Origin of the sequence: Bailinhaonella thermotolerans (assembly GCF_003594875.1) — a bacterium.
In the GTDB taxonomy this organism is placed as follows: domain Bacteria; phylum Actinomycetota; class Actinomycetes; order Streptosporangiales; family Streptosporangiaceae; genus Bailinhaonella; species Bailinhaonella thermotolerans.
Window position 1 is genome coordinate 239095 of sequence record NZ_QZEY01000008.1, and the last position, 24692, is coordinate 263786.

Sequence of the window (24692 nt, forward strand, 5' to 3'; positions counted from 1 at the left end):
ATGGGCGCACAGGGCACCACGCCGGTCAGGGTCGCGCCGGCGTTGACCGTGGTCGGGGTGGCGGGGTTCGTCACCACCCTGGACAACACCGTGGTCACCGTGGCGCTGCCGACCATCCAGCGCGACCTCGGCGCGTCGCTGGCGGGCCTGGAGTGGGTGATGACCGCCTACATCCTGGTCTTCTCCGGGCTGATGCTGGCGGGCGGGCGGCTGGCCGACGTGTTCGGGCGGCGGCGGGTGCTGCAGATCGGGCTGGGGATCTTCACCGGGGCGTCGCTGCTCTCCGGGCTGGCCGGGAACCAGGAGCTGCTGATCGCGGCGCGGGCGGTGCAGGGGGCGGGCGCCGCGCTCGTCATCCCCACGCTGCTGGCGATCATCGCGATGCTGGGCGGCGAGCGGGCCCGGTCGGCCGGGGTCGCGGTGTGGATGACGGCGAGCGCGGCGGCGCTGGCGCTGGGCCCGGTGACCGGCGGGCTGATCGCCCAGCACTGGGACTGGAGCTGGATCTTCCTGATCAACGTTCCGCTGGGGATCGCGACGATGGCGGGCGCGGCGTTCGCCGTACCCGAGTCGCGGGATCCGAGAGCGGCGCGGATCGACCTGCCGGGACTGGCGACCTCGGGGATCGCGCTGGTGGCGGGCACGTTCGCGCTGATCCACGGGCGGGACCTGGGGTGGGGGTCGCCGGTGATCGTCGGGGCGCTGCTGGTCACCGTGCTCGGCGCGGCCGGGTTCGTGGCCGTGGAGTCGTCGGTGCGCGCGCCCATGATCGACATGGCGCTGTTCCGGGCCCCGGCGTTCTCCGGCGGGGTGGTCGCGCAGGTGCTGTGGGGGCTGGGCGTGAACGGCGTGTTCTTCTTCACCGCGCTCTTCCTCCAGGGCGTGCTGGGGTTCTCGCCGACGCTGTCCGGGCTGGCGTTCCTCCCGCTGGCGGCGATGGTCGTGCTGGTGACGCCGTTCGCGCCCAAGGTGTCCGAGCGGTACGGCGCGGCGCGCACGGTGGCCGCCGGGCTCGCGCTGGTGGCCGGGGGGATGGTCGCGGTGGCGTTCCTGCGGCCGGGGGACGGGTTCGCGGACCTGATCCCGGCGGTCACCGCGATCGGGGTCGGGTCCGGGCTCACGATGCCGCTCGGGTCGGCGGTGCTCGGCGCGATCCCGCCCGAACGCGCCGGGGTGGCCGGGGGGATCTTCAGCGTCTCGCGGGAGGTGTCCGGGGTCTTCGGGATCGCCGCGATCGGGGTCGTCGTCACCTCGCTCCAGGAGGCCGCGCGGGCCGAGGGGGCGGCGCACGCGGACGCCTTCATGCGGGGGTACTCCGTCGGGCTGGTCGCGGCGGCGGCGCTCGTCCTGCTGGGCGCGGTGGTCAGCCTGCTCACGCTGCCGGGGCGCACGCCCGGGGCGGTCGCCCTGCCCGAAACGCGAGGAGCCTGATGCCACGGAAGATCATCGTCTACGCGTTCGGGTCGCGCGGCGACACCCAGCCGTGCGTGGCGCTCGGGGCCGGACTCCAGGCGCGGGGCGAGAAGGTGCGCGTGGTGGCCAGCCGCAGGTACGCCTCGCTGATCGCGGCGGCGGGGCTGGAGCACGAGCCGATCACGGTGGACCCCCTCGACATCCTGGAGAGCGAGGAGGGCCAGCGCTGGCTGGGCGGCGGGCACAACCCGGTGGCGTTCATCCGGGGGTTCCGCCGGGTGGTCGAGCCGATGGCCGAGCGGCTGCTCGTCGAGGTGGAGGCCGCGAGCGAGGACGCCGACGTGATCCTGTCCCCCGTGCTGGGGTTCGCCGGGCACCTGTTCGGGGAGCGGTTCGCCGTGCCGTACGCGCTGCTGCAGTTCCAGCCCGGCGAGCCCACCCGCGAGTTCGCGAACCCGCTGGTCCCGCGCTCGCTGGGGCCGCTCGGCAACCGCCTCAGCTACACCGCCGTGGAGCAGGTGACCTGGCAGTTCCTGCGGCCGTTCCTGAACCGCTGGCGCCGGCGGCGGCTGGGCCTGACCGCCATCCCGGTGTCCGGCCCGTTCCGCCGGGCCCGCAGGGAGCGCCGCCCGGTCCTCGTCTCGGTGAGCCCGTCCGTGGTGCCCCGGCCGCGCGACTGGCCGGCGTACGTCCACCAGACGGGGTACTGGTTCCTGGACGCGCCGTGGACCCCGCCGGACCCGCTCGCCGGCTTCCTCGCGGCCGGGCCGCCCCCGGTCTACGTGGGGTTCGGCAGCATGATCCCGCGCGACCCGGCCCGGGTAGAGGAGATCGTCCGCGCGGCGCTGCGCCGGGCGGGCGTGCGCGGGATCCTCCTGGGCGGCTCCGGACCGGCGACCGACGACCTCCTCCCGGTCGAGGACGCCGCGCACTCGTGGCTGTTCCCCCGGGTCGCCGCCGTCGTCCACCACGGCGGCGCGGGCACCACCGCCGCCGCCCTCCGCGCGGGCGTGCCCAGCGTGATCTGCCCCTTCTTCTCCGACCAGCCCTTCTGGGCGCGGCGCGTGGCCGCCCTGGGCGCCTCCCCCGCGCCGCTGCCGATCGAGCGCGTCACCCCCGAGTCCCTGGCCCGCGCGATCCGGCGCGCGGTCACGTCCCCCGCCATCGGCGCCGCCGCCGCCCGTCTGGCCGCCCGGATCCGCGCCGAGGACGGCGTCGCGGCCGCCTGCGACCTGATCGACACCCAGGTCGCCTGACCCCGCTCCGCGCCGTTCGCCTCCGCCACGCCCGCCCGGGCTCAGGCCGTACGCCCGGGCTCAGGCGGACGCCCGGGCTCAGGCGCACGCCCGGGCTCAGGCCGTACGGCGGCAGCGGCGGGTCAGGACGCGGGGACGGGGGCGGCGCGGGCCAGGGCGGCGATGGAGTCGGCCAGGGCCGCCAGGGGGCCGGGGACGAGGGAGTAGCAGATGGTGGTGCCCTCGCGGCGGGTGGTGACCAGGCCGGCCTCGCGGAGGACCTTGAGATGGGCGGAGATCGTGGGCTGGGACACCTCGAACTCGTCGGTGAAGTCGCAGGCGCAGATGTCGGGCTCGGTGGCCAGGCGCCGCACGATGCCGAGGCGGACCGGGTGGGCGAGGGCGCGCAGGACTTCTGTCTCCACGCCCCAGAGTATATCGTTCGCGCTCTATATAGAGTGATCCCTATATAGGGAGGAGTCGATATGGATCTCAACGCCGAACGGCTGGACGAGGCCCTGGCACGGCTCGCGCCGACGGGGCCGGAGTTCCGGGGCGGGCTGTCCAACCACGGGCCGATGGTGGCCGAGGCGCTGGTACGGCTGGACGCGGCCGACGCCGTGCCGGGATGGGTGGACGGCTACCTGCCCCTGCTGGAGGACGCGCCCGGCGGCGGGGAGCGGATCGGCGACTGGCGCGCGGCGCTGGGCGACATGCGGCGGGTCGCGGACTGGGAGCGGTACTTCCGGGAGCGGCTGGCCGAGGCCCCCTGGCGCGACGTCCTCGCCGAGTGGTGGCCGCGGCTGACCCCGGGGCTGGCGGCCGGGGCCACGCACGGGGTGATCCGCACGGCCCACGCGGTGCGGGCGCTGGCGGAGCGGGAGAGCGGGCCCCGGCGCGGGGAGCTGGCCCGCGCGCTGGCCTACTGGGCGGCGGGGTACGCCGAGCTGCCCGGGCGGCCGCTCACCGAGGGCGTGCGCACGGTGGAGCAGGCGGTGGCCGTGCTGCCGATCCTGGAGCTGGCGCCGGTCACGCTGATCGTGCCCCACCTGCGCAAGCTGGCCGGCCTGCCGGGGTTCGCCGAGACCGTGTCGTCGGTCCGCCCGCCCCGGGACGTGCCGCGCGACCTGGACGAGCTCACGCGGGTCTTCGCTCGGGTCTTCGTGACCCACGGGAGGCACGCCCCGATCGACTTCATCCACGCGGTGACCGCGCCGACGGCGGTGGCGTCGGTGCTCGGGGAGCTGCCCGAGACCCTGCACCGGCCGGTGTACGACGCGTTGTGGCAGGTGGCGGCGGCCCTCTACAGCGGTTACGCGCACGGCGCGACGATCGAGCCGGTTCCGGACGGCGACCCCCTGGACCCGGCCGAGCTGTCCGGCCGCGCGGCCGAGACCGGCGACGCGCACGCGATCAAGATGACCGAGGCGTGCCTGCGCCAGTACGCCCGCCTGGGCGACCCGCTGTTCCTGCACGCCTCGGCCCGCGCCGTCGAACTGCTCCCCGGCTGACGGCCGCCCCCGCTGACTGTTCCCCGCTGACCGGCTCCCCGGCTGACGGCCGCCCCCGCCCGGCGCCGCGGCCGGGGCTCACGCCGTACGGCCGGGCTCAGGCCGTACGGCGGGGCGGGGGGCGGCAGGGGGTCAGGCGTGGAAGCGGTTCAGGCGCGGAAGCGGTTCAGGGTGGCCTCGCCGATGCGCTCGCGCAGGGCCGGGTCGGTGACGCCGAGGCCGTCCTCGGGGGCCAGGCAGCGGACGGTGACCTTGCCGACGTGCTGGTTGGTCTGGACGGCGCGGGTCGCCTCGGGGGCCTCGTCGAGCGGGTAGACGGCGGAGACCGTGGGGTGGATCATGCCCAGGCTGATCAGCCGGTTGATCTCCCAGCACTCCTGGTAGTTCGCGCCGTGGGACCCGATGATGCTCTTGAGGTTCATCCACAGGTAGCGGTTGTCGTACTCATGGGCGTAGCCGCTGGACGAGCCGCAGGTGACCACGGAACCGCCGCGCCGGGCCAGGTAGACCGACGCGCCGAAGGTCTCGCGGCCCGTGTGCTCGAAGACGATGTGCGGGTCCTCCCCGACCTGCCGCCGGATCTCCTCGCCGATCTTGCGCCACGCCTTCACGTTGCCGGGGCCGCCCAGCTCCAGCTCGGCCCGGTTGATCACCGCGTCGCAGCCCATCGCCCGCAGCAGGTCGGCCTTCTCCCCGGAGCTGACCACGCCCACGGGCACGCCCCCGCCGTTCTTGACGAGCTGTACGGCGAAGCCGCCGAGCCCTCCCGTCGCGCCCCAGATCAGCACGATGTCGCCCTGCTTCATCCGCGCGCCCCTGTCGCTGACGAGCATCCGGTAGGAGGTGGACGCGCACAGCATGTAGGACGCCGCCTCCTCCCAGGTCAGGTGGGCCGGCTTGGGGAGGAGCTGGGTCGCCTTGACCACCGCGAACTCGCCGAGCCCGCCGAAGTTGGTCTCGAAGCCCCACGCCCGCAGGTCGGAGGCGAGCATGCCGTCGTGCTGGGTGATCGGGTCCTGCTCGTCGATGTACGCCGGGGAGGTGACCACGCGGTCGCCGACGTTCCAGTGCCGCACGTTCGCCCCGGTCCGCACGACCACCCCCGAGGCGTCGGACCCGAGCACGTGCTGCGGCAGCGCGTGCCGCGCCGCCCAGCCGCCCTGGCGCGCGAACCGCTCCAGGAAGGCGAACGTCGGCAGCGGCTCGAACATCGCCGACCAGACGGTGTTGAAGTTGATCGCGCTGGCCATGACCGCGATCAGCACCTCGTCGGGGGCCAGTTCGGGCATGGGCACCGGGCCCACGTGGAGTGACCTGCGCACGTCCTTGTCCACGGTCACGCCGTCGTGCGGGCCGACGTCGCCGAACAGCCCCACCTCGTCCTTGAGCAGGTGGGCGGCGCGGTACCGGGAGGGGATCTCCTGGGCGAGCAGTTCCTCGGCGGGGGCGCCCTCGATGACGGCCTGGGCGAGGTCTGACATTCGTCGCTCCTGGGGGAGGGTTGGCGGAATGGATGACTTGCCGGACTCCAGGTGGTGCTAGGCGAGCAGGCCCGAAAGGTGCTCCGCGATCACCTGCACCGCGGGCGGGTCGAGCAGGTTCAGGTGGTGTCCCGGCACGTGGACGATCTCCAGCCGGGAGCAGTGGGCGTCCCACCCGCGCGCGTCGTCCCGGTGGTCGTACCGGGGGTCCTGCACGGCCCAGGGCGTCGGCTCGGTGGCGCGGTACAGCACCACGCGCCCGTCGTACGGCTCGGGCCGGTACCGTTCGAGCGCCCGCGTGTCCTCGTGGGACGTCTGCTGGTGGCGCAGGATGGCCGGGGTCAGCGAGTCGAGCAGGCCCGCGTCGCCCGCCCGCGCCATGACCAGCTCGATCTTGGCGTCCTCGTCGAGGGGGAGCAGCTCGTCCAGGGTCAGCCGGACGGGCTTGCCGTACGTCTCGGACAGGTAGTCCGCGAAGCCCATGATGCGGGTGGACAGGTGGCGGCTCGCCTCGTCCGCGGAGATCGGCAGCGGCAGCCCGGAGTCCAGCATGGCGACCAGCTCGACGTGGTGCCCGAGGGCCGTGAGCTGGACCGCGATCTCGTAGGCGAGGACGCCGCCGAAGGACCAGCCGCCCAGCCGGTACGGCCCGGCGGGCTGCGCGGCGAGGATCTCGGGCACGTAGCGCGCGGCGCGGGCCTTCACGTCGAGCACGTCGTCCTCGATGCGCTCCAGGCCGTAGAAGGGCTGGCCGTCGCCGACCAGCTCGGCGAGCTGCCGGTACTGCCCGGTCGTGCCGCCGGCCGGGTGCGCGCAGAAGAACGGCCGGCCCGTGCCGCGCGTGCGCAGCCGCCGTACCAGCCCCTGGGCGGCCTCGGCCTCGTCGAAGGCGCGCACGAGCCCGGCCACGGCCTCGGCGCTGGCGGCGCGCAGCACGTCGCCGGGGTCGAGACGGTGGCCGATCTCGGCGCTCAGCCGCTCGGCGACGGTCGCGGCGGTCCCGGCGTCCAGGACCGCGTCGGTCACCGACACCGGGCGGCCCAGGACGTCCCGGAAGACGCGGAGCGCCTGCCGCTCGGCCGCGTCCCTGGCGTCGACCAGCACGTCCTCCGTGGGGGACGCGTCCGGGGGCGCGGCGGCGGCCGCCGCCTCGCCGAGGCCGAGCCCGTCCGCGACGAAGCGCTCCAGGTCCCGCAGGGTGCCGCCCTTGAGCAGCAGCGGCGGCGGCACGGCGACCGCGAAGTCGTGCTCGACGGTGTTGCGGATGCGCGTGGCGATGAGGGAGTCCAGGCCCAGGTCGGTCAGCGGCACGTCCGCGTCCAGGCGGCCCGGCTCGAACCCGAGCACCGCCGCCGCCCGCGCCCGCAGCCGCTCGGACGCCAGCTCGCGAGCCCGCCCCGAGGGCATCTCGCGCAGCCCGGCCGGTCCCGGCCAGGCGTCCCCGGTCTCGCCGGGCCCGGCGGCCGGGCCCATGAGCGCGGAGAAGAACGGCATCTCCCGGATCTCCGGGAAGAACGCGACGGCCGCCGCCGCGTCCAGCCGTACGACGCCGGTCGCCGCGCGGTCGTGCTGGAGCAGGGCCTCCAGCGCCTCGGCCCCCTCGGCGGGGGTGATCGGCTGGAGCGCGGGCATCGGGTTGTCCGCCGCGCCGCCCACGTCCGCCCAGGTGCCCCAGTTGATCGTGGTGGCGGGCAGGCCGAGCGCGCGGCGCCGGGCCACGAGGGCGTCGAGCCAGGCGTTGGCCGCCGCGTACGACGCCTGCCCCGGCGAGCCGAGCAGGGCCGCCGCCGAGGAGAACGCCACCCACCAGTCCAGGTCGTGCCCGAGGGTGGCCTCGTGCAGCCGCCACGCGCCGTACGCCTTGGGCAGCCACACCCGGCGCAGGTCCTCCTCGCCCAGGTCGGCCACCAGGCGGTCGGCGAGCAGGCCCGCCGCGTGGACGACGCCGCACAGCCGCACGCCGCCCTCGATCGCGGCGGCCACCAGGCGTTCCGCCGTGCCGTCGGCGGCGATGTCGCCGGTGACCACCTCGACCTCGGCGCCGTGCTCGCGGATCTCGGCGATCAGCTTCTCGGCCTCCGGGGGCGGGCCGGAGCGGCCGCCCAGCACCACGCGCCCGGCCCCGCGCTCGGCCAGCCTGCGGGCCACGACCAGGCCCAGCCCGCCGTACCCGCCGGTGATCACGTAGCCGCCGCCGCGCCGTACGACGTGCCTGTCCACCGGGTCGCCCAGCGTGGCCGCCGCCAGGTGCCCGGTGAAGCGCGCGCCCGACCGCCAGGCCACCTCGTCCTGGACGGCGTCGGCCCGCAGCTCGGCGGCGAGCTGCCCGGGCTCCTCGACGCGGACCAGCGTGGCGCGCAGGGCGGGGTGCTCGAACGCCAGCACCCGGACCAGCCCGCGCAGCGCGGCGGCGGCGAGGGAGTCGCCGCGCGCGGCGAACCACAGGCGGGCGGTGCTCCCGGAGCCGGCGAGCGTGCGGGCCACCTTCGCGGCGGTCAGCACGAGCTCCTCGGCGGCGGCCGGGTCGTCGCGGCCCGCCGGCACGGGGAGCACGACGCCCGCGACGCCCGGACGCGCGTCCAGCGCGGTCGCCAGCGCCTCCGGGGTGGTCAGGATGGCCCGGTCCAGCCCGTTGACCAGGTCCGGCGGCTCGTCCCCGGTCACCACGAGCCAGGCCCGCGAGGTCTCCGGGGTCTCCAGGGTCTCCAGGGTCTCCGGGGTCTCCGGCAGGGGGTTCTCCAGCCACGCCAGCTCGAACAGCTTGCCCGCGAGCGGCACCGGGACCCGCGTGGGCTCGACCTCGCGCAGCTCCACGCCGGTCACCGTGAGCAGCGGGGTCCCGTCCGGGCCGCTCAGCGTCAGCTCGCCGATCAGCCGCCCGTCGCGCTCCCCGACGCGGGTACGGCACAGCCCGCCGCGTGAGCAGTCGCCGTGCACGCGTACGGCGGCCGCCGACATGGGCACGGCGGCGGGGTGGAGCGCGCGCAGGCAGGCGTCGAGCACGAGCGGGTGCGCCCGGAAGTACGGGCTGCGGGTCGCGGGCTCGGGCGCCTCCACCGTCACCTCGGCCTCGCTCACCCGCTCGGCGACGGGCGGCGGGCCCGCCTGCTGGCGCGCCGGCGCGAGGGCGCCCGGCGCGACGGGCGGCCCGAAGGGCCCCGGCGCCGCGGGCGGATCGAAGGCGGCCGGCGGCGTCCCCGCCCCCACCGCGACGGGGGGCGTCGCCGAGGCCACGGGCGGCGGCGAGCCGATCCGCGGAGCGACCGCCCCTCCCGGCCCGCCCGCTCCCGGCCCGCCCGCTCCCGGGGCGGCGGCGAGCAGGGTGCGGACGGTGCCCGCGTCCAGGGCGGAGACCGCGTCGCGGGTGGCGGCCTCCAGCTCGGCGAGCGCGGCGGGCGAGGGCCGGTCGGCGGGGCGGTAGGGCGCGACGACCGCCGTGCCGTACCGCGTCCAGGCCCCGGCGGCGTCCCGCCCCTGGATCTCCACCTCGGCCGACCCGCGCGGGCCGGGCACGAGCGAGGTCGTGAGCAGCGTGTCCCCGGTGAGCGGGAGGAACCCGGTCAGCTCGGCGTCGGTCACCGCGAGGTCGTCGCGCCCCAGGGCCCGCGACGCGGCGGCGAGCGCCATCTCGGCCACCGCCGCCAGCGGCAGCACCTCCACGCCGTGCACCCCGGCGAAGCCGGTCAGGGCGGGCACCCCCTGCCAGACGTGCCGCTCCTCCCCCGGCAGCTCGACGTGCGCCCCGAGCAGCGGGTGCGTGTCCGGGCGGCGGTCGCGGCGCGGGCCCTCGGCCCAGTGGCGCTCGTGCCGCCAGCGCGGCGAGGGCACGTCCGCGATCCGGCCGGGGATCGCGAGCGGCAGGCCGTTCGCGTGGAGGACGGCGCGCTGCCCGTGGAAGGTCTCCGCCTCGCCGGCCCCGCGCTTCAGGCTGTGTGTGACGAGCGCCCCCGGGACGATCTCGCCGAGCGGGTACGCCACCAGCGGATGCGGGCTGACCTCGACGAACACCGTGTGCCCCGCCTCGGCGGCGCGGCGCACGGCGTCCAGGAAGCGCACCGGCCGCCGCGCGTTGGCGGCCCAGTAGGCCGCGTCGAAGGCGGGCGTCTCGCCGGGGGTGACCGTGGAGTAGAAGGCGGTCTCCGGCTCGCGCCCGATGATCTCGGCCAGCTCGGCGGCGAGCGCGGGCAGCAGCGGGTCCACCTGCGGCGAGTGCCCGGCGCCCTCGGCCGTCAGCAGCCGCGCCAGCAGGCCCCGCGCCTCGACCTCGCGCGCCAGCTCCGCCAGCCGGTCCGGGTCGCCGGTCACCACGGTCTGCCGGGGCGCCGCGTACACCGCGACGTGCAGGCCGTCGGGCACCTCGTCGGCCGGGATCTCCAGGACGGCCATGGCCCCGCCGCCGCCTATCGTGCCGAGCAGGCGGGCCCGCCGTACGATCACCTTCACGCCGTCGGCGAGCGACAGGCCGCCCGCGACGACCGCCGCCGCCACCTCGCCCATCGAGTGGCCGAGCACGGCGGCGGGCGCGACGCCGTACGACCGCCAGAGCCGGGCCAGCGCGACCTGGATCGCGAAGATCACGGGCTGGACCTCCGCCACCCCGCGCACCTCGCGCCCGGTCTCCACGATCTCCCGCAGCGAGTGGCCGGTCTCGGCGGCGAACAGCGGCTCCAGCTCGTCGATCGCCTCGCGGAACACCGGCTCGTCCCGGTAGAGCCCGCGCCCCATGCCCGCCCACTGCGAGCCGTACCCGGAGAAGACCCAGACCGGCCCGCTCAGGGCCCGCGCGGCCCCGGTGACCGCCCCCTCGGGGTACGCCCGGAGCCGCTCCACCAGCTCGCCCCGGTCGCGGGCGGCGATCACCGCGCGCGCCCGGCCCCGGCCGTACCGCCGGGCGAGGGTGTGCGCGACGTCCGCGAGCGGCACGTCCTCCCGCTCCTCGATCCAGTCCGCCAGGTCGCGGGCGTGCGCGGCGATCCGGTCGGCGGTCACGTCCGACAGCGGGAAGAGCAGCGTGCGGTCGCCGTACGGCGGCGCGGGCGGGAGCGGTTCCGCGCGCTCCAGTACCACGTGGGCGTTGGTGCCGCCGAAGCCGAAGGACGACACCCCGGCGCGGGGGCGCGCCGACGGCCACGGGGTGGGCTCGGTGACCACCTTGAGGTGGTCCCAGGGGATGTGCGGGCTGGGCTCGCCGAAGTTGAGGCTGGGCGGCACCACGCCGCGGGCCAGCGCGAGCACCGTCTTGATCAGCCCGGCGGCCCCGGCGGCGGGCTCCATGTGACCCAGGTTGGTCTTCGCCGAGCCGAGCAGCAGCGGCCGGCGCGGGTCCCGGCCGCGCCCGAGCACGGCGTCCAGGGCGCGCGCCTCGATCGGGTCGCCCAGCAGCGTGCCCGTGCCGTGCGCCTCCACGTAGTCCACGCTCGCCGGGTCGATCCCCCGGTACGCCTCGCGCAGCAGCGCCTCCTGCGCCTCGGGGTTCGGCGCGACCAGGCCGTTCGAGCGGCCGTCCTGGTTGACGGCGGTGTTCCTGATCACCGCGAGCACCCGGTCGCCGTCGCGGAGGGCGTCGGAGAGCCGCTTGAGCACGACGACGCCGCAGCCCTCCGCGCGCACCATCCCGTCGGCCGCCGCGTCGAACGCCTTGGTCCGCCCGTCAGGGGAGGTTCCGCCCGCCCGGTCGAACGTCATCGTGATCATGGGTGAGAGCAGCACGTTCACCCCGCCGGCCAGCGCGAGGTCGCTCTCCCCCGCCAGCAGGGACCGCACCGCCAGGTGCGTGGCCACCAGGGACGACGAACACGCCGTGTCCACCGCCAGGCTCGGCCCGCGCAGGTCCATCAGGTACGACAGCCGGTTCGCCGCGATGCTCATCGCCGCGCCGGTCGCCGTCCACGCCTCCACCCTCGTCAGGTCGGACGCGGTCAGGTAGGCGTACTCCGTCGCCGAGATGCCCACGAACGTCCCGGTACGGCTGCCGCGCAGCGCGGGCGGCGCGATCCCCGCGTGCTCCAGCGCCTGCCAGGCCACCTCCAGCAGCATCCGCTGCTGCGGGTCCATCGCGGCGGCCTCGGTCGGCGTGATCCCGAAGAACGCCGCGTCGAACCCGGCCACGTCGTCCAGGAACCCGCCGCGCCGCGTCACGGTGGTCAGCAGCTCGGCGACCTCGGGCGATCCGTCGTCGAAGGCGTCCCAGCGCCCCTCCGGCACCTCGCCCACGGCCTCCCGGCCGTTGACCAGCAGGTCCCAGTAGCTCTCGGGCCCGGTCACGCCGCCGGGGAACCGGCAGCCGAGCCCGATCACCGCGACGGCCTCGCCCGGCTCCGCCGTACGCTCCCCGCCGGCGGGGGCGGCGTCCTCATCCGGGACGCCGAGCAGGCCGCGGACCAGGCGGTTGATGGTGGGGTACTCCCACACCAACGTGGCGTTCAGGGAGCGGTCGAGCAGTTCCTCCAGCTCACCGGCGATGGCCACCGCGTCGCGGGAGGCGAGGCCGAACTCCTCCAGCGGCCGGTCGGGGTCGACCTCCTCGGGCGACGACCCGGAACGCTCCGCCACCCGGCCGACGAGAAAACGGCGGAGCGTTTCTTCCGAAGGGGGATTCACAGACGCGGCGGAGGGCACGGTGGCGGCTCCCGAATCCGATGTGCGGGGGTGGCCTTTTCAGGCTGATCGATCAAGCTACAAGCGTCACCGCGCGCAGAGCAGATAGTGCGGCCACATTCCCCCGTAAGGCTTTTGTCATGACCTTTACAACCAGATCACGGAAGTGCGCGCGGCGAGATCGACAACGTGGCGGCCACCTCGGGCTTTTGTCCAGGGCCGCGAAAGCCGCGCCAGGAAACGTTGGCGGGCGCTATAGAAGAGATCCGGAGAAAGCCGTACGGTCGCGGCCTGCGGCCGGCGCACCAGTCACACCCTCCCCACGCGTCGGACGGCAGGACGCGCAGTAAACGCGAAGGGATCTCAGCATGCTCGGTGGCCTCCGACCCCGGCGCGCGCTCACCAGGCTCACCGCGGTCACCGCGGGAGTCCTGGTCGCGGCGGCGATGACGGCCCAGCCCGCCTCGGCCGCGGCGCCGCCCAAGAACGCCGTCGCCCCCAACGGCTCACGCGTGGTGGCCGAGAAGAAGGTCGCCAAGAGCCGCGCGGTGGACCTCACGGTCGCCTCCAAGGCGATGCGCAGGAACATGCCCGTGCGGGTCCTGCTGCCCAGGGGCTGGAAGGCCACCGCCAAGCGCACGTGGCCGGTCGTGCTGCTGCTGCACGGCGGCGCCGACAACTACACCTCGTGGACCAAGAAGAGCGACATCGCCAAGTTCACCGAGAAGGACGGCGTCATCATCGTGATGGCGGAGGCCGGCCGCGCGGGCAACTACACGAACTGGCACAACTACGGCAAGGGCGGCCCGCCCGCCTGGGAGACCTTCCACCTGCGCGAGGTGCTGCCGATCATCGAGCGCGCCTACCGGGGCAGCACCACCCGCGCGATCGTCGGCAACTCCATGGGCGGGTACGGCGCCGCCGCCTACACCGCGCGCAACCCCGGCATGTTCCGCCACATGGCGTCCTTCAGCGGCATCGTCGCCACGCAGCTCCCGTTCGTGCCCGCGATCATCATGAAGGCGCAGAAGCAGGAGAAGACCGACCCGTACGCCATGTGGGGCTACCCGCGCGTCAACAAGTCGGTGTGGGACGCGCACGACCCGCTGCACCTGGCGGCCAACTTCCGCGGCACCAAGCTGTACTTCTCCAGCGGCACCACCTCCCTGCGCGGCGAGCTCGACCCGCCGAACCAGAAGTGGCACCCGGCCAGCCTCGGCGAGCCCACCTCGGCGTATACGATCCGGGCGCTGACCGCCAAGCTCAAGTCGCTCGGCATCCCCGCGACCGTCAACCTGTACGGCAACGGCAGCCACAGTTGGCCGTACTGGCAGCGTGAGCTCCACCGCGTGTGGCCCTCGATCATGAAGACCCTCGGCGCCTCGCGCGCGTCCGCCGCCCAGGAGGCCCCGGCGGACGACAGCGCCGGCTGGAACCTCCTCCCCAAGGTCCCCGACCTCCGCGACACCCCCATCGCCCCCCGCCTCGGCGGCGGCGACCGGCCCAAGGACGAGGACCAGAACGACGAGAACCAGAACGACGAGGGCCGGAAGGACGAGGGCCGGAAGGACGGGCCCCGGGAGGACGGCGACCTCCGCGACCGCCTCCCCCTCCCCGACATCTTCTGACCCGCTCTGACCCGCCTCTGAACCGCCTCTGAACCGCCTCCCGGGGTCCGCCTCTCCGGAATCAACCCCGCGCTACCCGTCCCGAGAGCCGACCCCGGGGGCTCACCCCCGCGCTACCCGTCCCGGAGGCCAACCCCCGGGGATCACCCCGCTGCCCGTCCCGGAGGCCAACCCCCGGGGATCACCCCGCTGCCCGTCCCGAGAGCCGATCCCGGGGGCTCACCCCCGGATATCCATCCTCTCGGGGCTCGGCCTCCCCGCGTGACCCCTCTCCGGGCCCCGACCTCGCCGTGATCATGCAGTTTTAATCACACCGTGTGCTTAAAACTGCATGATCACGGCGAGCTTCCGGGCCCGGGGGAAGGGGCGGCAGGAGGCCGGGGGCGGGTCAGGAGGCGTCAGGAGGAGGTGGGCTGGGCGGGGGCCTGGGCGCGGAGATGGCGGGCCCGCAGGACTATCTCCAGCTCGAAGCGGAGGTCGGGGTCGGTGAGCTGGTCGCCGTACAGCTCCTCCAACTGGCGCAGGCGGTAGCGGACCGTCTGCGGGTGGACGTGGAGGCGGTTGGCGACCTCGTTGGCGTTGTGGCCGTTCTGGAGCCAGGCCAGCAGCGTCTCGGCGAGCCGGTCCTGCTGGCCGGGGCGCAGGTGCGAGAGGGGGGCCAGGCGGTCGGCGGCCAGCGCGTCCACCAGGTCCTCGTCCTTGAACACCACCAGCGTGGACATGTGGTCGGCGCAGCGCACCAGGTGGGAGCCCCGGTGCGGGATCACGCCGCGCCGGGCCAGGGCCAGCGCCTCGCGGGCCCAGCGCAGGGACTTGGCGACGTCGGCCAGCGGCACCGTGGGGCCGATCACCGCGTCCCAGTCGCGCAGCGCCACCTCCAGCATCTGGCGGCGGCCGGGCCCTTCGGGATCGGGGACGACCATGCAGGGCTCGGGGCGGTGCAGGTCGAAGAGCACGTCGGGCGGGAGGGACGGGGCCCGGAACTCGTCCTCGCGCTCCACCAGCGCCACCCCCGCGACCGACTTGGGCAGCCGCCACTGCGCCGCCCTCGCCAGGTCGGCGATCGCGTCGGGGGACGCCGGCGGGTCGATCAGCACGAGGTCCAGCAGCCTGCGGCGGCGGCGCTCGGACTCCCCCGCCGCGTGCGCCTGCGCCTCGGCGTATCCCTCGGCGGCGGCGTCGGCCATCTCGTCCATCAGCACGAAGATGGCCTCTCCCAGGGCGTACAGCGCCTGCGGGTTGAGCCCGAGCCGGTCGGCCTCGGAGGCCAGCCGGCGCCAGCCGACGCGGGCGCCGAGCCGCAGCGCGGTCTGGAGCGGGTCGAGGCTGCGGCCCTCGGCCGCCTCGCCCCGGCCGATCGTGCGGTAGATCTCGGTGGTGTTCTCCCAGGGCCCGTAGGGGTCGCCGATGCGGTCCACGAACTGCCGCAGCGCCTCGGCCACGGCCTGCCGCAGCGTGCGGACGTAGGTCTCGTCGAGGGGGCGGGCGTATTCGGGGACCCGGTTCTGGATCTCCCGGATCATCTCGGCGGCCATCGGCTCCAAATGCGGGCGGATCTGGTCGGCGAGCTCCGACGGCACGGCGTCCCAGGGCTGAGCGGAGACATCCTCGGAACCCGGGTTGACAACCATCCACATCCTCCGAACCGCACGAATCGTCAGCGGGGAAGTCGCCTAGACGGCCAGACTGCACCTTTCACAGAAGATCCGCTAGCCCCATTTGTCACTTGAATGCGAAAGCATCCGGGGACACATGCGCAAGTGGCCTCCAAGAAACGGAAACAAGTGGATCTAAGTGACTAACAAGACAGCGGATTAGCGTCGGTTCCCATGTCCGAGCACGCGCGTCTCCTTCGCGCCCTTCACGCCTCCGAACGCCCCCTGGTCCTCCCGAACGCCTGGGACGCCCGCTCCGCCCGCGTCTTCGCGGCCGCCGGGTTCCCCGCGCTAGCGACACCCAGCAGCGGCATCGCCGAGAGCCTGGGCTACGAGGACCGCCAGGGCGCGCCCGCCGCGGAGATGTTCGCCGCCGCCGCCCGCGTCGCCCGCGCGGTGGACGTGCCCGTGACCGTGGACGCCGAGGGCGGGTACGGCCTCGCGCCCGCCGAACTCGCCGAGCGGCTGCTCGCCGCCGGCGCGGCGGGCTGCAACCTGGAGGACAGCCGCCAGGACGGCGGCCCCGGCCTCCTCGACGCCGATGAGCAGGCCGCCCACCTGGCGGCGGTACGGCGGGCCGCCGGCGACGCCCTGGTGGTCAACGCCCGCGTGGACGTGTTCCTCCGCCGCCTCGGCGGCACCCCGGAGGAGCGGATGGACCTCGCCGTCGAGCGCGCGACCCGGTACCTGGAGGCGGGGGCCGACTGCGTCTACCCCATCGGCCTCCTGGACGAGGACACGATCGCGACCCTGGTGAAGCGCGTCCCCGGCCCGGTCAACGTCCTCTTCCACGACCGCGGCCCCACCCTGGCCCGGCTGGGCGAGCTGGGCGTCGCCCGCGTCACCTTCGGCGGCGGCCTGTACGACGCGGTCATGGCGGGCGTCGGCGAGATGGCCGCCCGCATCCGCGCCGGGGAGAGCCCGTACGCGTAGCCGGGAGAACCCGCGCGCGTATAACCCGCGTGACAACCCGCCCGCCCCGAAATCGTGCCCGCGTGACCAGCGGTTCCGCGGGCGCGAGCCGTACCGTCTGACCACATGGCCGCGACGGGAGACGACGGGAGACGCGCGGATGACGGCAGCGCCGACAGGCCCCACAGCGCCGACGGACCCCACAGTGCCCACGAACCCCACAGTGCCCACGAACCCCACAGCGTCCACGGACCCCACAGCGTCCACGGACCTCCCAGCGCCGGAGGCGACCGCGCGCTCGGCCCCGCCGGGGTCCTCGGCACCGGGAGCGGCGGGCCGGGACCGGAGCCGTGATCTGTCGGCCCAGCCCGCGCCGCGCCTCGAACGGGTGATGGTCGCGCTGTTCGTGCTCGTGCCGTTCGCGGCCGTGCTCGGGGCCGTGCCGTTCGCCTGGGGGTGGGGCCTGGGCTGGACCGACGTCATCCTCTTCGCGGTCTTCTACCTGATCACCGGGTTCGGGATCACGGTCGGCTACCACCGGCACTTCACGCACGGCTCGTTCAAGGCGAAGCGGCCGCTGCGGATCGCGCTGGCGATCGCGGGCGGCATGTCGCTGCAGGGGCCGGTCGTGCGCTGGGTGGCCGACCACCGGCGGCACCACATGTACTCCGACCGCGAGGGCGACCCGCACTCCCCCTGGCGGTTCGGGCCCGGGTGGAAGGGCCTGACCAAGGGGCTGATCCACGCCCACGTCGGCTGGCTCTTCAGCGGCGAGCGCACGTCGCGCCGCCGGTTCGCGCCGGACCTGCTCGCGGACCGGGACATCCGGCGCATGTCGCTGGACCTGGCGTACGCGCCGGTCATCCTGGCCTCGCTGGCGCTGCCGACGCTGCTGGGCGGCCTGATCACGATGTCCTGGAAGGGCGCGCTCACGGCGTACTTCTGGGCCGGGCTCGTCCGGATCTTCGCCCAGCACCACGTCACCTGGTCGATCAACTCCATCTGCCACACCTTCGGCGAGAAGCACTTCGAGGTCCGCGACCGCTCGCGCAACGTCTGGTGGCTGGCCGTGGTCTCCCTCGGCGAGTCCTGGCACAACCTCCACCACGCCGACCCCACGAGCGCCCGCCACGGCGCGCTCAAGGGCCAGGTGGACCCCAGCGCCTGGCTGATCAAGGTCTTCGAGCGCCTCGGCTGGGCCCACGACGTCCGCTGGCCCAACCCGGACCGCCTCGCCGCCAAGCGCCTCTGACGGTCCCCGGCGGGCGGCAGCCGTACGAGATCGGATGAAATAGCCGGTTGCCCGGCAAAGAAGGCGTGGCGGTACCTTCGGGACATGAGCTCGGAGTTGAACGTCATCGGCGCGTGCCCCCTCGACTGCCCCGACGGGTGCTCATGGACGGTCACGGTCAAGGACGGCGTCGCGACGAGGCTGCGCGGCAACCCCGACCACCCGTACACCCGCGGCGCGCTGTGCGTGAAGGTCAACCGGTGGCTGGAGCACGCCGCCGCCGAGGACCGCATCCTGTACCCGATGCGCCGCGTCGGGGCCAAGGGCGAGGGCCGCTTCGAGCGCATCACCTGGGACGAGGCCCTCGACGAGATCGCCGTACGGCTCCGCGCGATCATCGACGAGCACGGCGGCGAGGCCATCTGGCCGTACTTCGGCACCGGCACCCTCGGCTTCATCCAGGGCGAGGGCTCCTACGCGGGCCGCGCGCTGTGGAACGTGCTCGGCGCGTCCCACCACGACCTCAACATCTGCTCCGCCGCCGGCAACACCGGCATCCGGCAGGCGATGGGCAACCCCGGAGGGCTGGACCCGCAGGACCTCGCCCACTCCCGGCTGATCCTGCTCTGGGGCACGAACACCCTGACCAGCGGCCACCACCTGTGGAAGTTCATCCAGGACGCCGACCGGGCGGGCGCGCACATCGTCGCGATCGACCCGATCCGCACCCGCACCGCCGACCGCGCGCACGAGCACCTGGCCCCGCTGCCCGGCACCGACGCCGCGCTCGCCCTGGGCCTGATGCACATCGTCGTACGCCAGGGCGCCCACGACCGCGAGTTCATCGAGAACCACACCGAGGGCTGGGACCGCTTCGCCGAACGCCTCGCCGAGTTCACCCCGGCGCGGACGGCCGCGATCACCGGCCTGCCCGAGGAGCGCGTCGTCGCCCTCGGCGAGCGGCTGGCGGAGACGCGGCCGACCGCGATCCGGGCCACGATGGGCGTCCAGCGGCACGCGGGCGGCGGCGCGGCGATGCGGGCGCTGGCCTGCATCCCCGCGGTCACCGGCGACTGGCGGCACCGCGGCGGCGGCCTGTCGTACTCCACCTCCGGCCACTTCCCCCTCAACACCGGCGCGGTCATGCGCGACGACCTGCTCGAACGGCCCGTCCGCACGCTCGCCATGACCCGGCTCGCCGAGGGCCTGCTGGACCTGTCCGACCCGCCGGTCAAGGCGCTGATCGTGACCGCCGCGAACCCGGTCGCCAGCACCTCCGACCAGAACCGGATCCGGGCGGGCCTGTCCCGCGAGGACCTGTTCACCGTGGTCATGGAGCAGTTCCCGACGGACACCGTGGACTACGCCGACATCGTGCTCCCCGCGACCATGCAGCACGAGCACACCGACCTGAACAACGGCTACGGGCACCTGTACCTGAACTGGAACGAGCCCGCCGTCCCGCCGCCGGGCGAGTGCCTGTCCACGACCGAGACGTTCCGGCGTCTCGCGCGGCGCCTGGGCCTGACCGAGCCCGCCCTCTACCGGACCGACGAGGAGATCGCCGAGCTGCTGCTGTCCTCCCGCCACCGCGCGCTGGAGGGCATCACGGTCGAGCGGCTGCGCAAGGAGGGCTTCGTGCGGCTGTCGCTGCCCGAGCCGTTCCTGCCGTACGCCGAGGGCTTCCCGACCGACACCGGCAGGCTGAAGTTCGTCTCGGAGGACGCGGCGGCACGGGGCCTGGACCCCGTCGTCGGCTACACCCCGCCGGCGGAGGCGCTGGACACCGCGTCGCCGTACCCCTTCGCGATGATCACCCCGGCGTCGCACACGTTCCTGAACACGGTCTTCGGCAACAACCCCGAGCTGCGGCGGCGCGCCAAGGGGCCGCGCGTGATGGTGCACCCGGACGACGCGGCGGCCAAGGGCCTGGCCGACGGGCAGCGCGTGCGCGTGTTCAACGCCCGGGGCGGCTTCGAGGCCGAGGTCGAGATCACCGACCGGGTACGGCCCGGCGTGGTGGCCAGCCCGAAGGGGCACTGGCCGAAGCTCACCGGGGGCGCGAACGTCAACGCGACCGTGGACGAGCGGGACGCCGACCTGGCGCGCGGCCCGCTCTACCACGACAACCGCGTGGACCTCGCCGCGATCTGACGCCCTCGGAGGAGGCTGACGGGGCCGGAGGGGATCTGACGGGGTCCGGGGGGCCGGCTGGGTCTGGGGGCTGGCGGAGGTGCCCGGCGGCGATCCGCCGGGGGCCTACAGGGCCAGCTTCAGCCCCTCGTGGGAGGCGGTGAAGCCGAGGGACTCGTAGAAGCGCAGCGCGTCCGGCCGCTTCTTGTCGGTGGTGAGCTGCACCAGCCCGCAGCCGCGCTCGGCGGCCCGCGCGATCCCCCACTCGATCATGGTCCGGCCCAGGCCCTCGCCGCGCCGGTCCGCCGCCACGCGCACCGCCTCGATCTGCGCCCGCAGCGTCCCGCTCCGGGACAACCCCGGGATGAAGGTGAGCTGCATCGTGCCCGCGACCTCGCCGCCGGCGTCGGCGACGATCAGTTCGTTGTTCGGGTCGGCGGCCACGGCGTCGAAGGCGCGAAGGTATACGTCCAGGTCGGCGGCGGCCTCCCGGCCGGCCCCGAGGACGTCGTCGGCGAGCAGGGCCACGATCGCGGCCACGTCGTCACGACGGGCGAGTCGGAAGATGACGGACATGGGGAGAGCCTAGGGGAAGGCTCAGGGGCTTCCCTGATGTGGTCATGGACCCCGCGGGCGCACTCTGGATGGCATGAACGAACTGTCTCGCCGTGAACCGTCCCGCCGCGAAGAGATGTCCCTGTCCGGCGCGGCGCTGCGCGGCGCCCCGTGGAAGGCGGCGGCGATCACCGGCGGCGGCGTGGCCGCGATCTCGTACGCCATCGGGGTCGTCCTGCCGGGCGACGCCAGCCTCGGGAGCGCGGCCGGCTTCGGGCTCAGCCTGTTCTTCCTCGTCTCCTCGATCGGCGCGGTGCGCAACGCCGTCGCCCCCGACAGGGTGACCGACCGCGCCCGCGCCTGGGCGCGGGAGAACCCGTGGCGCTTCGCCCTGTGGCCCGCCGCCGCCACGGCCGCGCTCAACTACCCGCTCCAGCTCGTGACCGGCGCGGAGGGCCCGTTCGGCGCGATCTGGGACTCCCTCTGGCGCGCCCTGTTCGTCCTCGTCGTCGTCGGCGTCGCCGTCGCGGCCACCCGCAAGCGCGGCCCGCGCTAGCCGTACGGCGGCGCGGGCCCCGGCGGGGCGCCCTAGGGCACCAGGGCGATCTTGCCGGTGGTACGGCGGGCCAGCAGGTCCGCCATCGCCCGCCCGGCCTCCGCGAGGGGGCGGACCTCGGGCGCGACCGGGGTCAGCAGGCCCCCGGCCGCCATGCCGAGCAGGTCCGACAGGAGGGCGGCCTGGTCGGCGGGGCGGGACATCGACCACGCGCCCCAGTCCACGCCCACGACGGAGCGGTTGCGCAGGAGCACCTGGTTGAGCGGGAGCGCGGGGATCGTCCCTGAGGCGAAGCCGACCACGAGGAACCGGCCGCCCTCGCGCAGCGCCCGCAGCCCGGCCTCGGCCAGCGGCCCGCCGACGGGATCGACGACCACGTCCACACCCCAGGCGCGGGCCACGGCCTTCACGTCCTCGGCCGCGGTGTCGAGCACCTCGTCGGCCCCGGCCTCGCGCGCGAGCGCCCGCTTGGCCGCCGAGGAGGCCCCGGCCAGCACGTCGGCGCCCATCGCCTTGGCCACCTGCACGGCCGCCAGCCCGACGCCGCCCCCGGCGCCGAGCACGAGCACCCGCTCGCCCTCGCGCAGCCCGCCCCGGTCGCGCAGGGAGTACAACGCGGTGGAATAGCTCTGGATGAACGTGGCGGCCCGGGTGACGTCCAGATCGTCCGGCACGGGCACGGCCTGTGCCGCGGGCACGACCACGTGGGTCGCGAACCCGCCGAGGCCGCAGAAGACCACGACCCGCGTCCCGACCGGCCCGTCGCCGGCGGTGATCACCCCGGCGACCTCGCTGCCCGGCGTGAACGGCAACGGCGGCTTGAGCTGGTAGCCGCCGCCGACCATGAGCCCGTCCACGTAGTTGACCCCGGCGGCCTCCACGGCCACGAGCACCTGTCCAGGGCCCGGGACCGGCGTGTCCACCTCGGTCAGCGTCAGCTTCTCGGGCGGCCCGAACTCGGCGCAGACGATCGCCCGGCTCACGCCGCCTCCGCCACGCGCCCGAGCCCCCTGGACCGCCGGGCGGCGCCGATGGCGCGCACCCGCGGATCCGCGATCCCAACCGGCGCCGAAGCGCTCGCCTCTGTCACGGCGTCAGCGAAGCACGCCGGACGAGGTCCGGGCAAGGGCCTGATGATCAGTCGTTGACGCGCTCGTGGTTGCCGCGCACGACGCAGAACTCGTTGCCCTCGGGGTCGAGCATGGTCACCCAGCCCTTGCCGTCCTCGGTGCGGAAGTCGCCGAGGGCGGTGGCGCCCAGCGAGAACATCCGCTCGACCTCCTGGTCACGGGACCGCCCCGCGCTCGGCATGATGTCGAGGTGGACCCGGTTCTTGGCGATCTTGCCCTCCGGCACCCGCTGGAACAGCACGGGCGGCGACCCCTCGGGGATCAGCCACACGTCGTCGGCGCCCGGCTCCGAGCCCTCCTCCATCGGCCAGCCCATCGCCTCGCTCCAGAACGAGGCGATCTTGTACGGGTCGGCGACGTCGAACGTGATCGCGTGAATCTCCATGGGGCAACCCAACAGCGACACCGGTAAACGTGTCAAAACGGGTTGCGTCCGTGTCGCGCCGGTCCCGGAGACCGCCTCAGTGAGCGCCCGCGAGATTGAGGCCGATGACCCCGAGCACGATGAGGACCAGGGACGCGATCTTCAGCGGCGACGCCTGGTCGCCCATGAGGAGGATGCCGAGCACCGCGGTGCCCAGCGCGCCGATGCCGGTCCACACGGCGTACGCCGTGCCCACTTCGAGCTGCCGCAGGGCCAGGGCGAGCAGGGTGAAGCTGAGGCCGCCGAAGCCGAGCACGCCGACGGCCGGGAGCCAGCGGGAGAAGCCGTCGCTGAGCTTGAGGCAGAGCGCCATGCCGACCTCGAACAGGCCGGCCAGGATGAGCAGGAGCCACGCCATGGTGGTCGTCCCCCTTCGATGACGAGTCCTGCGGGGGATCGGTCGATCACACCCCGCGAGCGTCGTCTTTCGAACCGGGTACGGCGCTCACTCCTCGTCCGGGACGCCCCGTGGCACGGAGGCGTCATCGGGCTGAACGTCCCACCACAGCGTCACTGTTCCCGACGGGGGCTCCGGCCACATGCCCAGCGCCTCCACCACCCGCGCCACCTCCGGGGCCCGCTCCGGCGGCAGGCACAGCCGCCGGGCGGCCTGGGCGGCCCGATCGTCCAGGGTCTCCCCGGGGTCGGGCGCCCGCTCGGCGGTCTCGACGCGCACGGCGTGGCCGAGGGCGCGGGCGATCGCAGCCGCGTCCTCGGCGGTCGGCGAGACCGGCCGCTCCAGGTCGTGGAAATGCTTCCACAGCGGGTTCAGCCAGCTCATGGGGTGCCGCGGGGTCAGCTCCACCACGACGCGGCGGCGTGCCCTGGCGGACAGCGCCGCGAAGAACTCCGGCAGGTCCGGCACGTTGTAGACGACGTGCGCGCAGACCACGACGTCCGCCGCGCCCGTCTCGCCGGCCACGTCGGGCCAGCGCCCCTCGACCGTCTCCACCCGGACCCCGAGCGGGGCGGCCTTGCGGGTCAGCTCGGCCAGCATCTCGGCGGAGGTGTCCACGGCGATCAGCAGCCCGGGCGCGAGCGGCAGACTCGCCGCGCCCGCCCCCGCGCCGACGTCGAGCACCGTGCCGCCCTCCGGCAGCGCCTCTCTGGCCCGGTCGTGGGTGGGGCCCCCGCGGCGGGCGAGCGCCTTCTCCGCCCGCCGGGCGAACCGGCCGGGGCTGTGCCGCCACGGCGACTCGGCGGCCTGGGCCAGGATCTCCTCGGGGATCCCCCAGCGGCCGAGGTCCTCGCGCCAGCGGCGGCCGAGCGCGGCGAGGCCGGACTGGTCGGCGGTCTCCATGCCCGCGACCCTAACCCCCGCCCCACCCGCCCCGCCGCCCCGTCCGCCGTGGGCGTACGGCCTTCGCCGCGGTCTCAGTGTGCTTCGCCGCCGCCTCGGCGCGGCCCGGCGGGCGCTCGCCGTACGGCACGGGTGACCGCTCGCCGTACGGCACGGGTGACCGCTCACCGTTGCGGCACGGGCGGGCGGACGCCCCGCCGTACGACCCGGATCACGGGCCGGCGTGCCGTACGGCGGGCGCGGGGCGAGGCCGGGACGGGCGCGGGTCAGGACGGGGTGAGGGTCATGCAGGCGACGCGGGCGCCGGCCATGCCCGCCTCGCCCTTGCGCGTCCTGGTCTTCTCGGCGTGGATGACGAGGGCGCGCGGGATCCGGTCCGCCTTGAGCGGCCAGTCCTGGCTGGCGGTGGTGGCCGCCTCGCCGTTCTCGTCGGTGCGCACGTCGAGCCAGACCTCGTTGCGCGGGTTGGCGTAGGCCGGGTCCACCGACATGCCCTGGTGGGGGTGCGGGTCGGCCTTGTGCTGGAAGTGCGGCCCGGCCGCCTTGGGGTCGCGCCCGCACGGATTGACGTGCAGGTGCACGCCGTAGTCGCGCCCGGGCAGCAGCCCGTGGACGCTGAACGAGGACACGGTGCCCCCGGCGAAGGAGGCGACGCTGACCGTGGCCCGGGCGTCCCGGGGCACGAGCTTCTCGTCGTACGCGATGTCGTCCACCCCCTCCGACCAGGGGCGGAACGTGCCTGCCGCCGACAGCTTGACCGGCTGCGGCGAGACGGTGGGGCGCGGGGTGGCCTTCTGCGGGCGCCCGGCCTCCAGCGGGGCGTTGCCGCCACCGCATCCGGCCGCCGCCACCAGGACCGCCGCGATGAGGATACGCATGCCCACACTGTCACACAGTGATCATGTGATCACCCCGCGAAACGCCCGGCCGG

18 protein-coding genes and 1 riboswitch are annotated in these 24692 nt (G+C 74.8%); of the genes, 8 read left to right on the forward strand and 10 right to left on the reverse strand.

Annotation, left to right across the window (positions count from 1 at the left end; genetic code table 11):
- The gene (locus D5H75_RS21895) at positions 1-1431 is read left to right on the forward strand and encodes a DHA2 family efflux MFS transporter permease subunit (protein ID WP_119928364.1); all 1431 of its coding nucleotides are present in this window, start codon (positions 1-3) and stop codon (positions 1429-1431) included.
- Entirely contained in the window at positions 1431-2669 is a 1239-nt protein-coding gene (locus D5H75_RS21900; protein WP_119928365.1) for a glycosyltransferase, read from the forward strand. The genes D5H75_RS21895 and D5H75_RS21900 overlap by 1 nt, the downstream gene beginning before the upstream one ends.
- 122 nt (positions 2670-2791) lie before the next feature.
- Here D5H75_RS21900 and D5H75_RS21905 read toward each other — a convergent pair whose 3' ends face one another.
- Entirely contained in the window at positions 2792-3073 is a 282-nt protein-coding gene (locus D5H75_RS21905) for an ArsR/SmtB family transcription factor (RefSeq protein ID WP_242454416.1), read from the reverse strand.
- A gap of 60 nt (positions 3074-3133) precedes the next feature.
- Here D5H75_RS21905 and D5H75_RS44215 point away from each other — a divergent pair, with 60 nt between their 5' ends.
- Positions 3134-4159 carry a questin oxidase family protein gene (locus D5H75_RS44215; protein WP_119928367.1) on the forward strand — a complete coding sequence of 342 codons (1026 nt, stop codon included), beginning with the start codon at positions 3134-3136 and terminating at the stop codon, positions 4157-4159.
- A gap of 149 nt (positions 4160-4308) precedes the next feature.
- Here D5H75_RS44215 and ccrA read toward each other — a convergent pair whose 3' ends face one another.
- On the reverse strand, positions 4309-5640 hold the full coding sequence (gene ccrA, locus D5H75_RS21915; protein WP_119928368.1) for a crotonyl-CoA carboxylase/reductase: 1332 nt from the start codon (positions 5638-5640) through the stop codon (positions 4309-4311).
- Positions 5641-5697: 57 nt separating this feature from the next.
- Positions 5698-12192, reverse strand: a complete 6495-nt coding sequence (locus tag D5H75_RS21920; RefSeq protein WP_242454417.1) for a type I polyketide synthase — start codon at positions 12190-12192, stop codon at positions 5698-5700.
- A gap of 413 nt (positions 12193-12605) precedes the next feature.
- On the opposite strand from D5H75_RS21920, the gene D5H75_RS21925 reads away from it, so the two are divergent.
- Positions 12606-13865 (forward strand): alpha/beta hydrolase, encoded by a 1260-nt coding sequence (locus D5H75_RS21925; protein WP_202638378.1) that lies wholly within the window; start codon positions 12606-12608, stop codon positions 13863-13865.
- Between the two features lie 398 nt (positions 13866-14263).
- Here the strand turns inward: D5H75_RS21925 and D5H75_RS21930 are convergent, their stop codons facing one another.
- Entirely contained in the window at positions 14264-15496 is a 1233-nt protein-coding gene (locus D5H75_RS21930) for a PucR family transcriptional regulator (RefSeq protein ID WP_242454418.1), read from the reverse strand.
- A gap of 198 nt (positions 15497-15694) precedes the next feature.
- On the opposite strand from D5H75_RS21930, the gene D5H75_RS21935 reads away from it, so the two are divergent.
- From D5H75_RS21935 to D5H75_RS21945, 3 genes are all read left to right on the forward strand, one after another.
- Positions 15695-16453 (forward strand): isocitrate lyase/PEP mutase family protein, encoded by a 759-nt coding sequence (locus D5H75_RS21935; protein ID WP_119928370.1) that lies wholly within the window; start codon positions 15695-15697, stop codon positions 16451-16453.
- Between the two features lie 334 nt (positions 16454-16787).
- Positions 16788-17684 (forward strand): acyl-CoA desaturase, encoded by an 897-nt coding sequence (locus D5H75_RS21940; protein ID WP_242454432.1) that lies wholly within the window; start codon positions 16788-16790, stop codon positions 17682-17684.
- 84 nt (positions 17685-17768) lie between these two features.
- A complete protein-coding gene (locus tag D5H75_RS21945) occupies positions 17769-19817 on the forward strand; it encodes a molybdopterin-containing oxidoreductase family protein (RefSeq protein WP_119928372.1) in 2049 nt (682 codons plus the stop codon).
- Positions 19818-19922: 105 nt separating this feature from the next.
- Here D5H75_RS21945 and D5H75_RS21950 read toward each other — a convergent pair whose 3' ends face one another.
- Positions 19923-20372 (reverse strand): GNAT family N-acetyltransferase, encoded by a 450-nt coding sequence (locus tag D5H75_RS21950; protein ID WP_119928373.1) that lies wholly within the window; start codon positions 20370-20372, stop codon positions 19923-19925.
- 73 nt (positions 20373-20445) lie between these two features.
- Here D5H75_RS21950 and D5H75_RS21955 point away from each other — a divergent pair, with 73 nt between their 5' ends.
- The gene (locus tag D5H75_RS21955; RefSeq protein ID WP_147425243.1) at positions 20446-20907 is read left to right on the forward strand and encodes a hypothetical protein; all 462 of its coding nucleotides are present in this window, start codon (positions 20446-20448) and stop codon (positions 20905-20907) included.
- A 32-nt stretch (positions 20908-20939) separates the two neighbouring features.
- Here D5H75_RS21955 and D5H75_RS21960 read toward each other — a convergent pair whose 3' ends face one another.
- From D5H75_RS21960 to D5H75_RS21980, 5 genes are all read right to left on the reverse strand, one after another.
- Positions 20940-21890: an NADPH:quinone oxidoreductase family protein gene (locus tag D5H75_RS21960; protein WP_119928375.1), complete on the reverse strand. Its 951-nt coding sequence runs from the start codon at positions 21888-21890 to the stop codon at positions 20940-20942.
- 154 nt (positions 21891-22044) lie between these two features.
- Positions 22045-22422 carry a VOC family protein gene (locus D5H75_RS21965; protein WP_119928376.1) on the reverse strand — a complete coding sequence of 126 codons (378 nt, stop codon included), beginning with the start codon at positions 22420-22422 and terminating at the stop codon, positions 22045-22047.
- A gap of 76 nt (positions 22423-22498) precedes the next feature.
- Positions 22499-22858: a DMT family transporter gene (locus tag D5H75_RS21970; protein WP_479688599.1), complete on the reverse strand. Its 360-nt coding sequence runs from the start codon at positions 22856-22858 to the stop codon at positions 22499-22501.
- A gap of 17 nt (positions 22859-22875) precedes the next feature.
- Positions 22876-22945, reverse strand: a riboswitch (guanidine-III (ykkC-III) riboswitch).
- Positions 22907-23761 carry a class I SAM-dependent methyltransferase gene (locus D5H75_RS44530; RefSeq protein WP_119928378.1) on the reverse strand — a complete coding sequence of 285 codons (855 nt, stop codon included), beginning with the start codon at positions 23759-23761 and terminating at the stop codon, positions 22907-22909. It overlaps the preceding riboswitch by 39 nt.
- 266 nt (positions 23762-24027) lie before the next feature.
- A complete protein-coding gene (locus tag D5H75_RS21980) occupies positions 24028-24639 on the reverse strand; it encodes a superoxide dismutase family protein (RefSeq protein ID WP_119928379.1) in 612 nt (203 codons plus the stop codon).
- Positions 24640-24692: the final 53 nt, after the last annotated feature.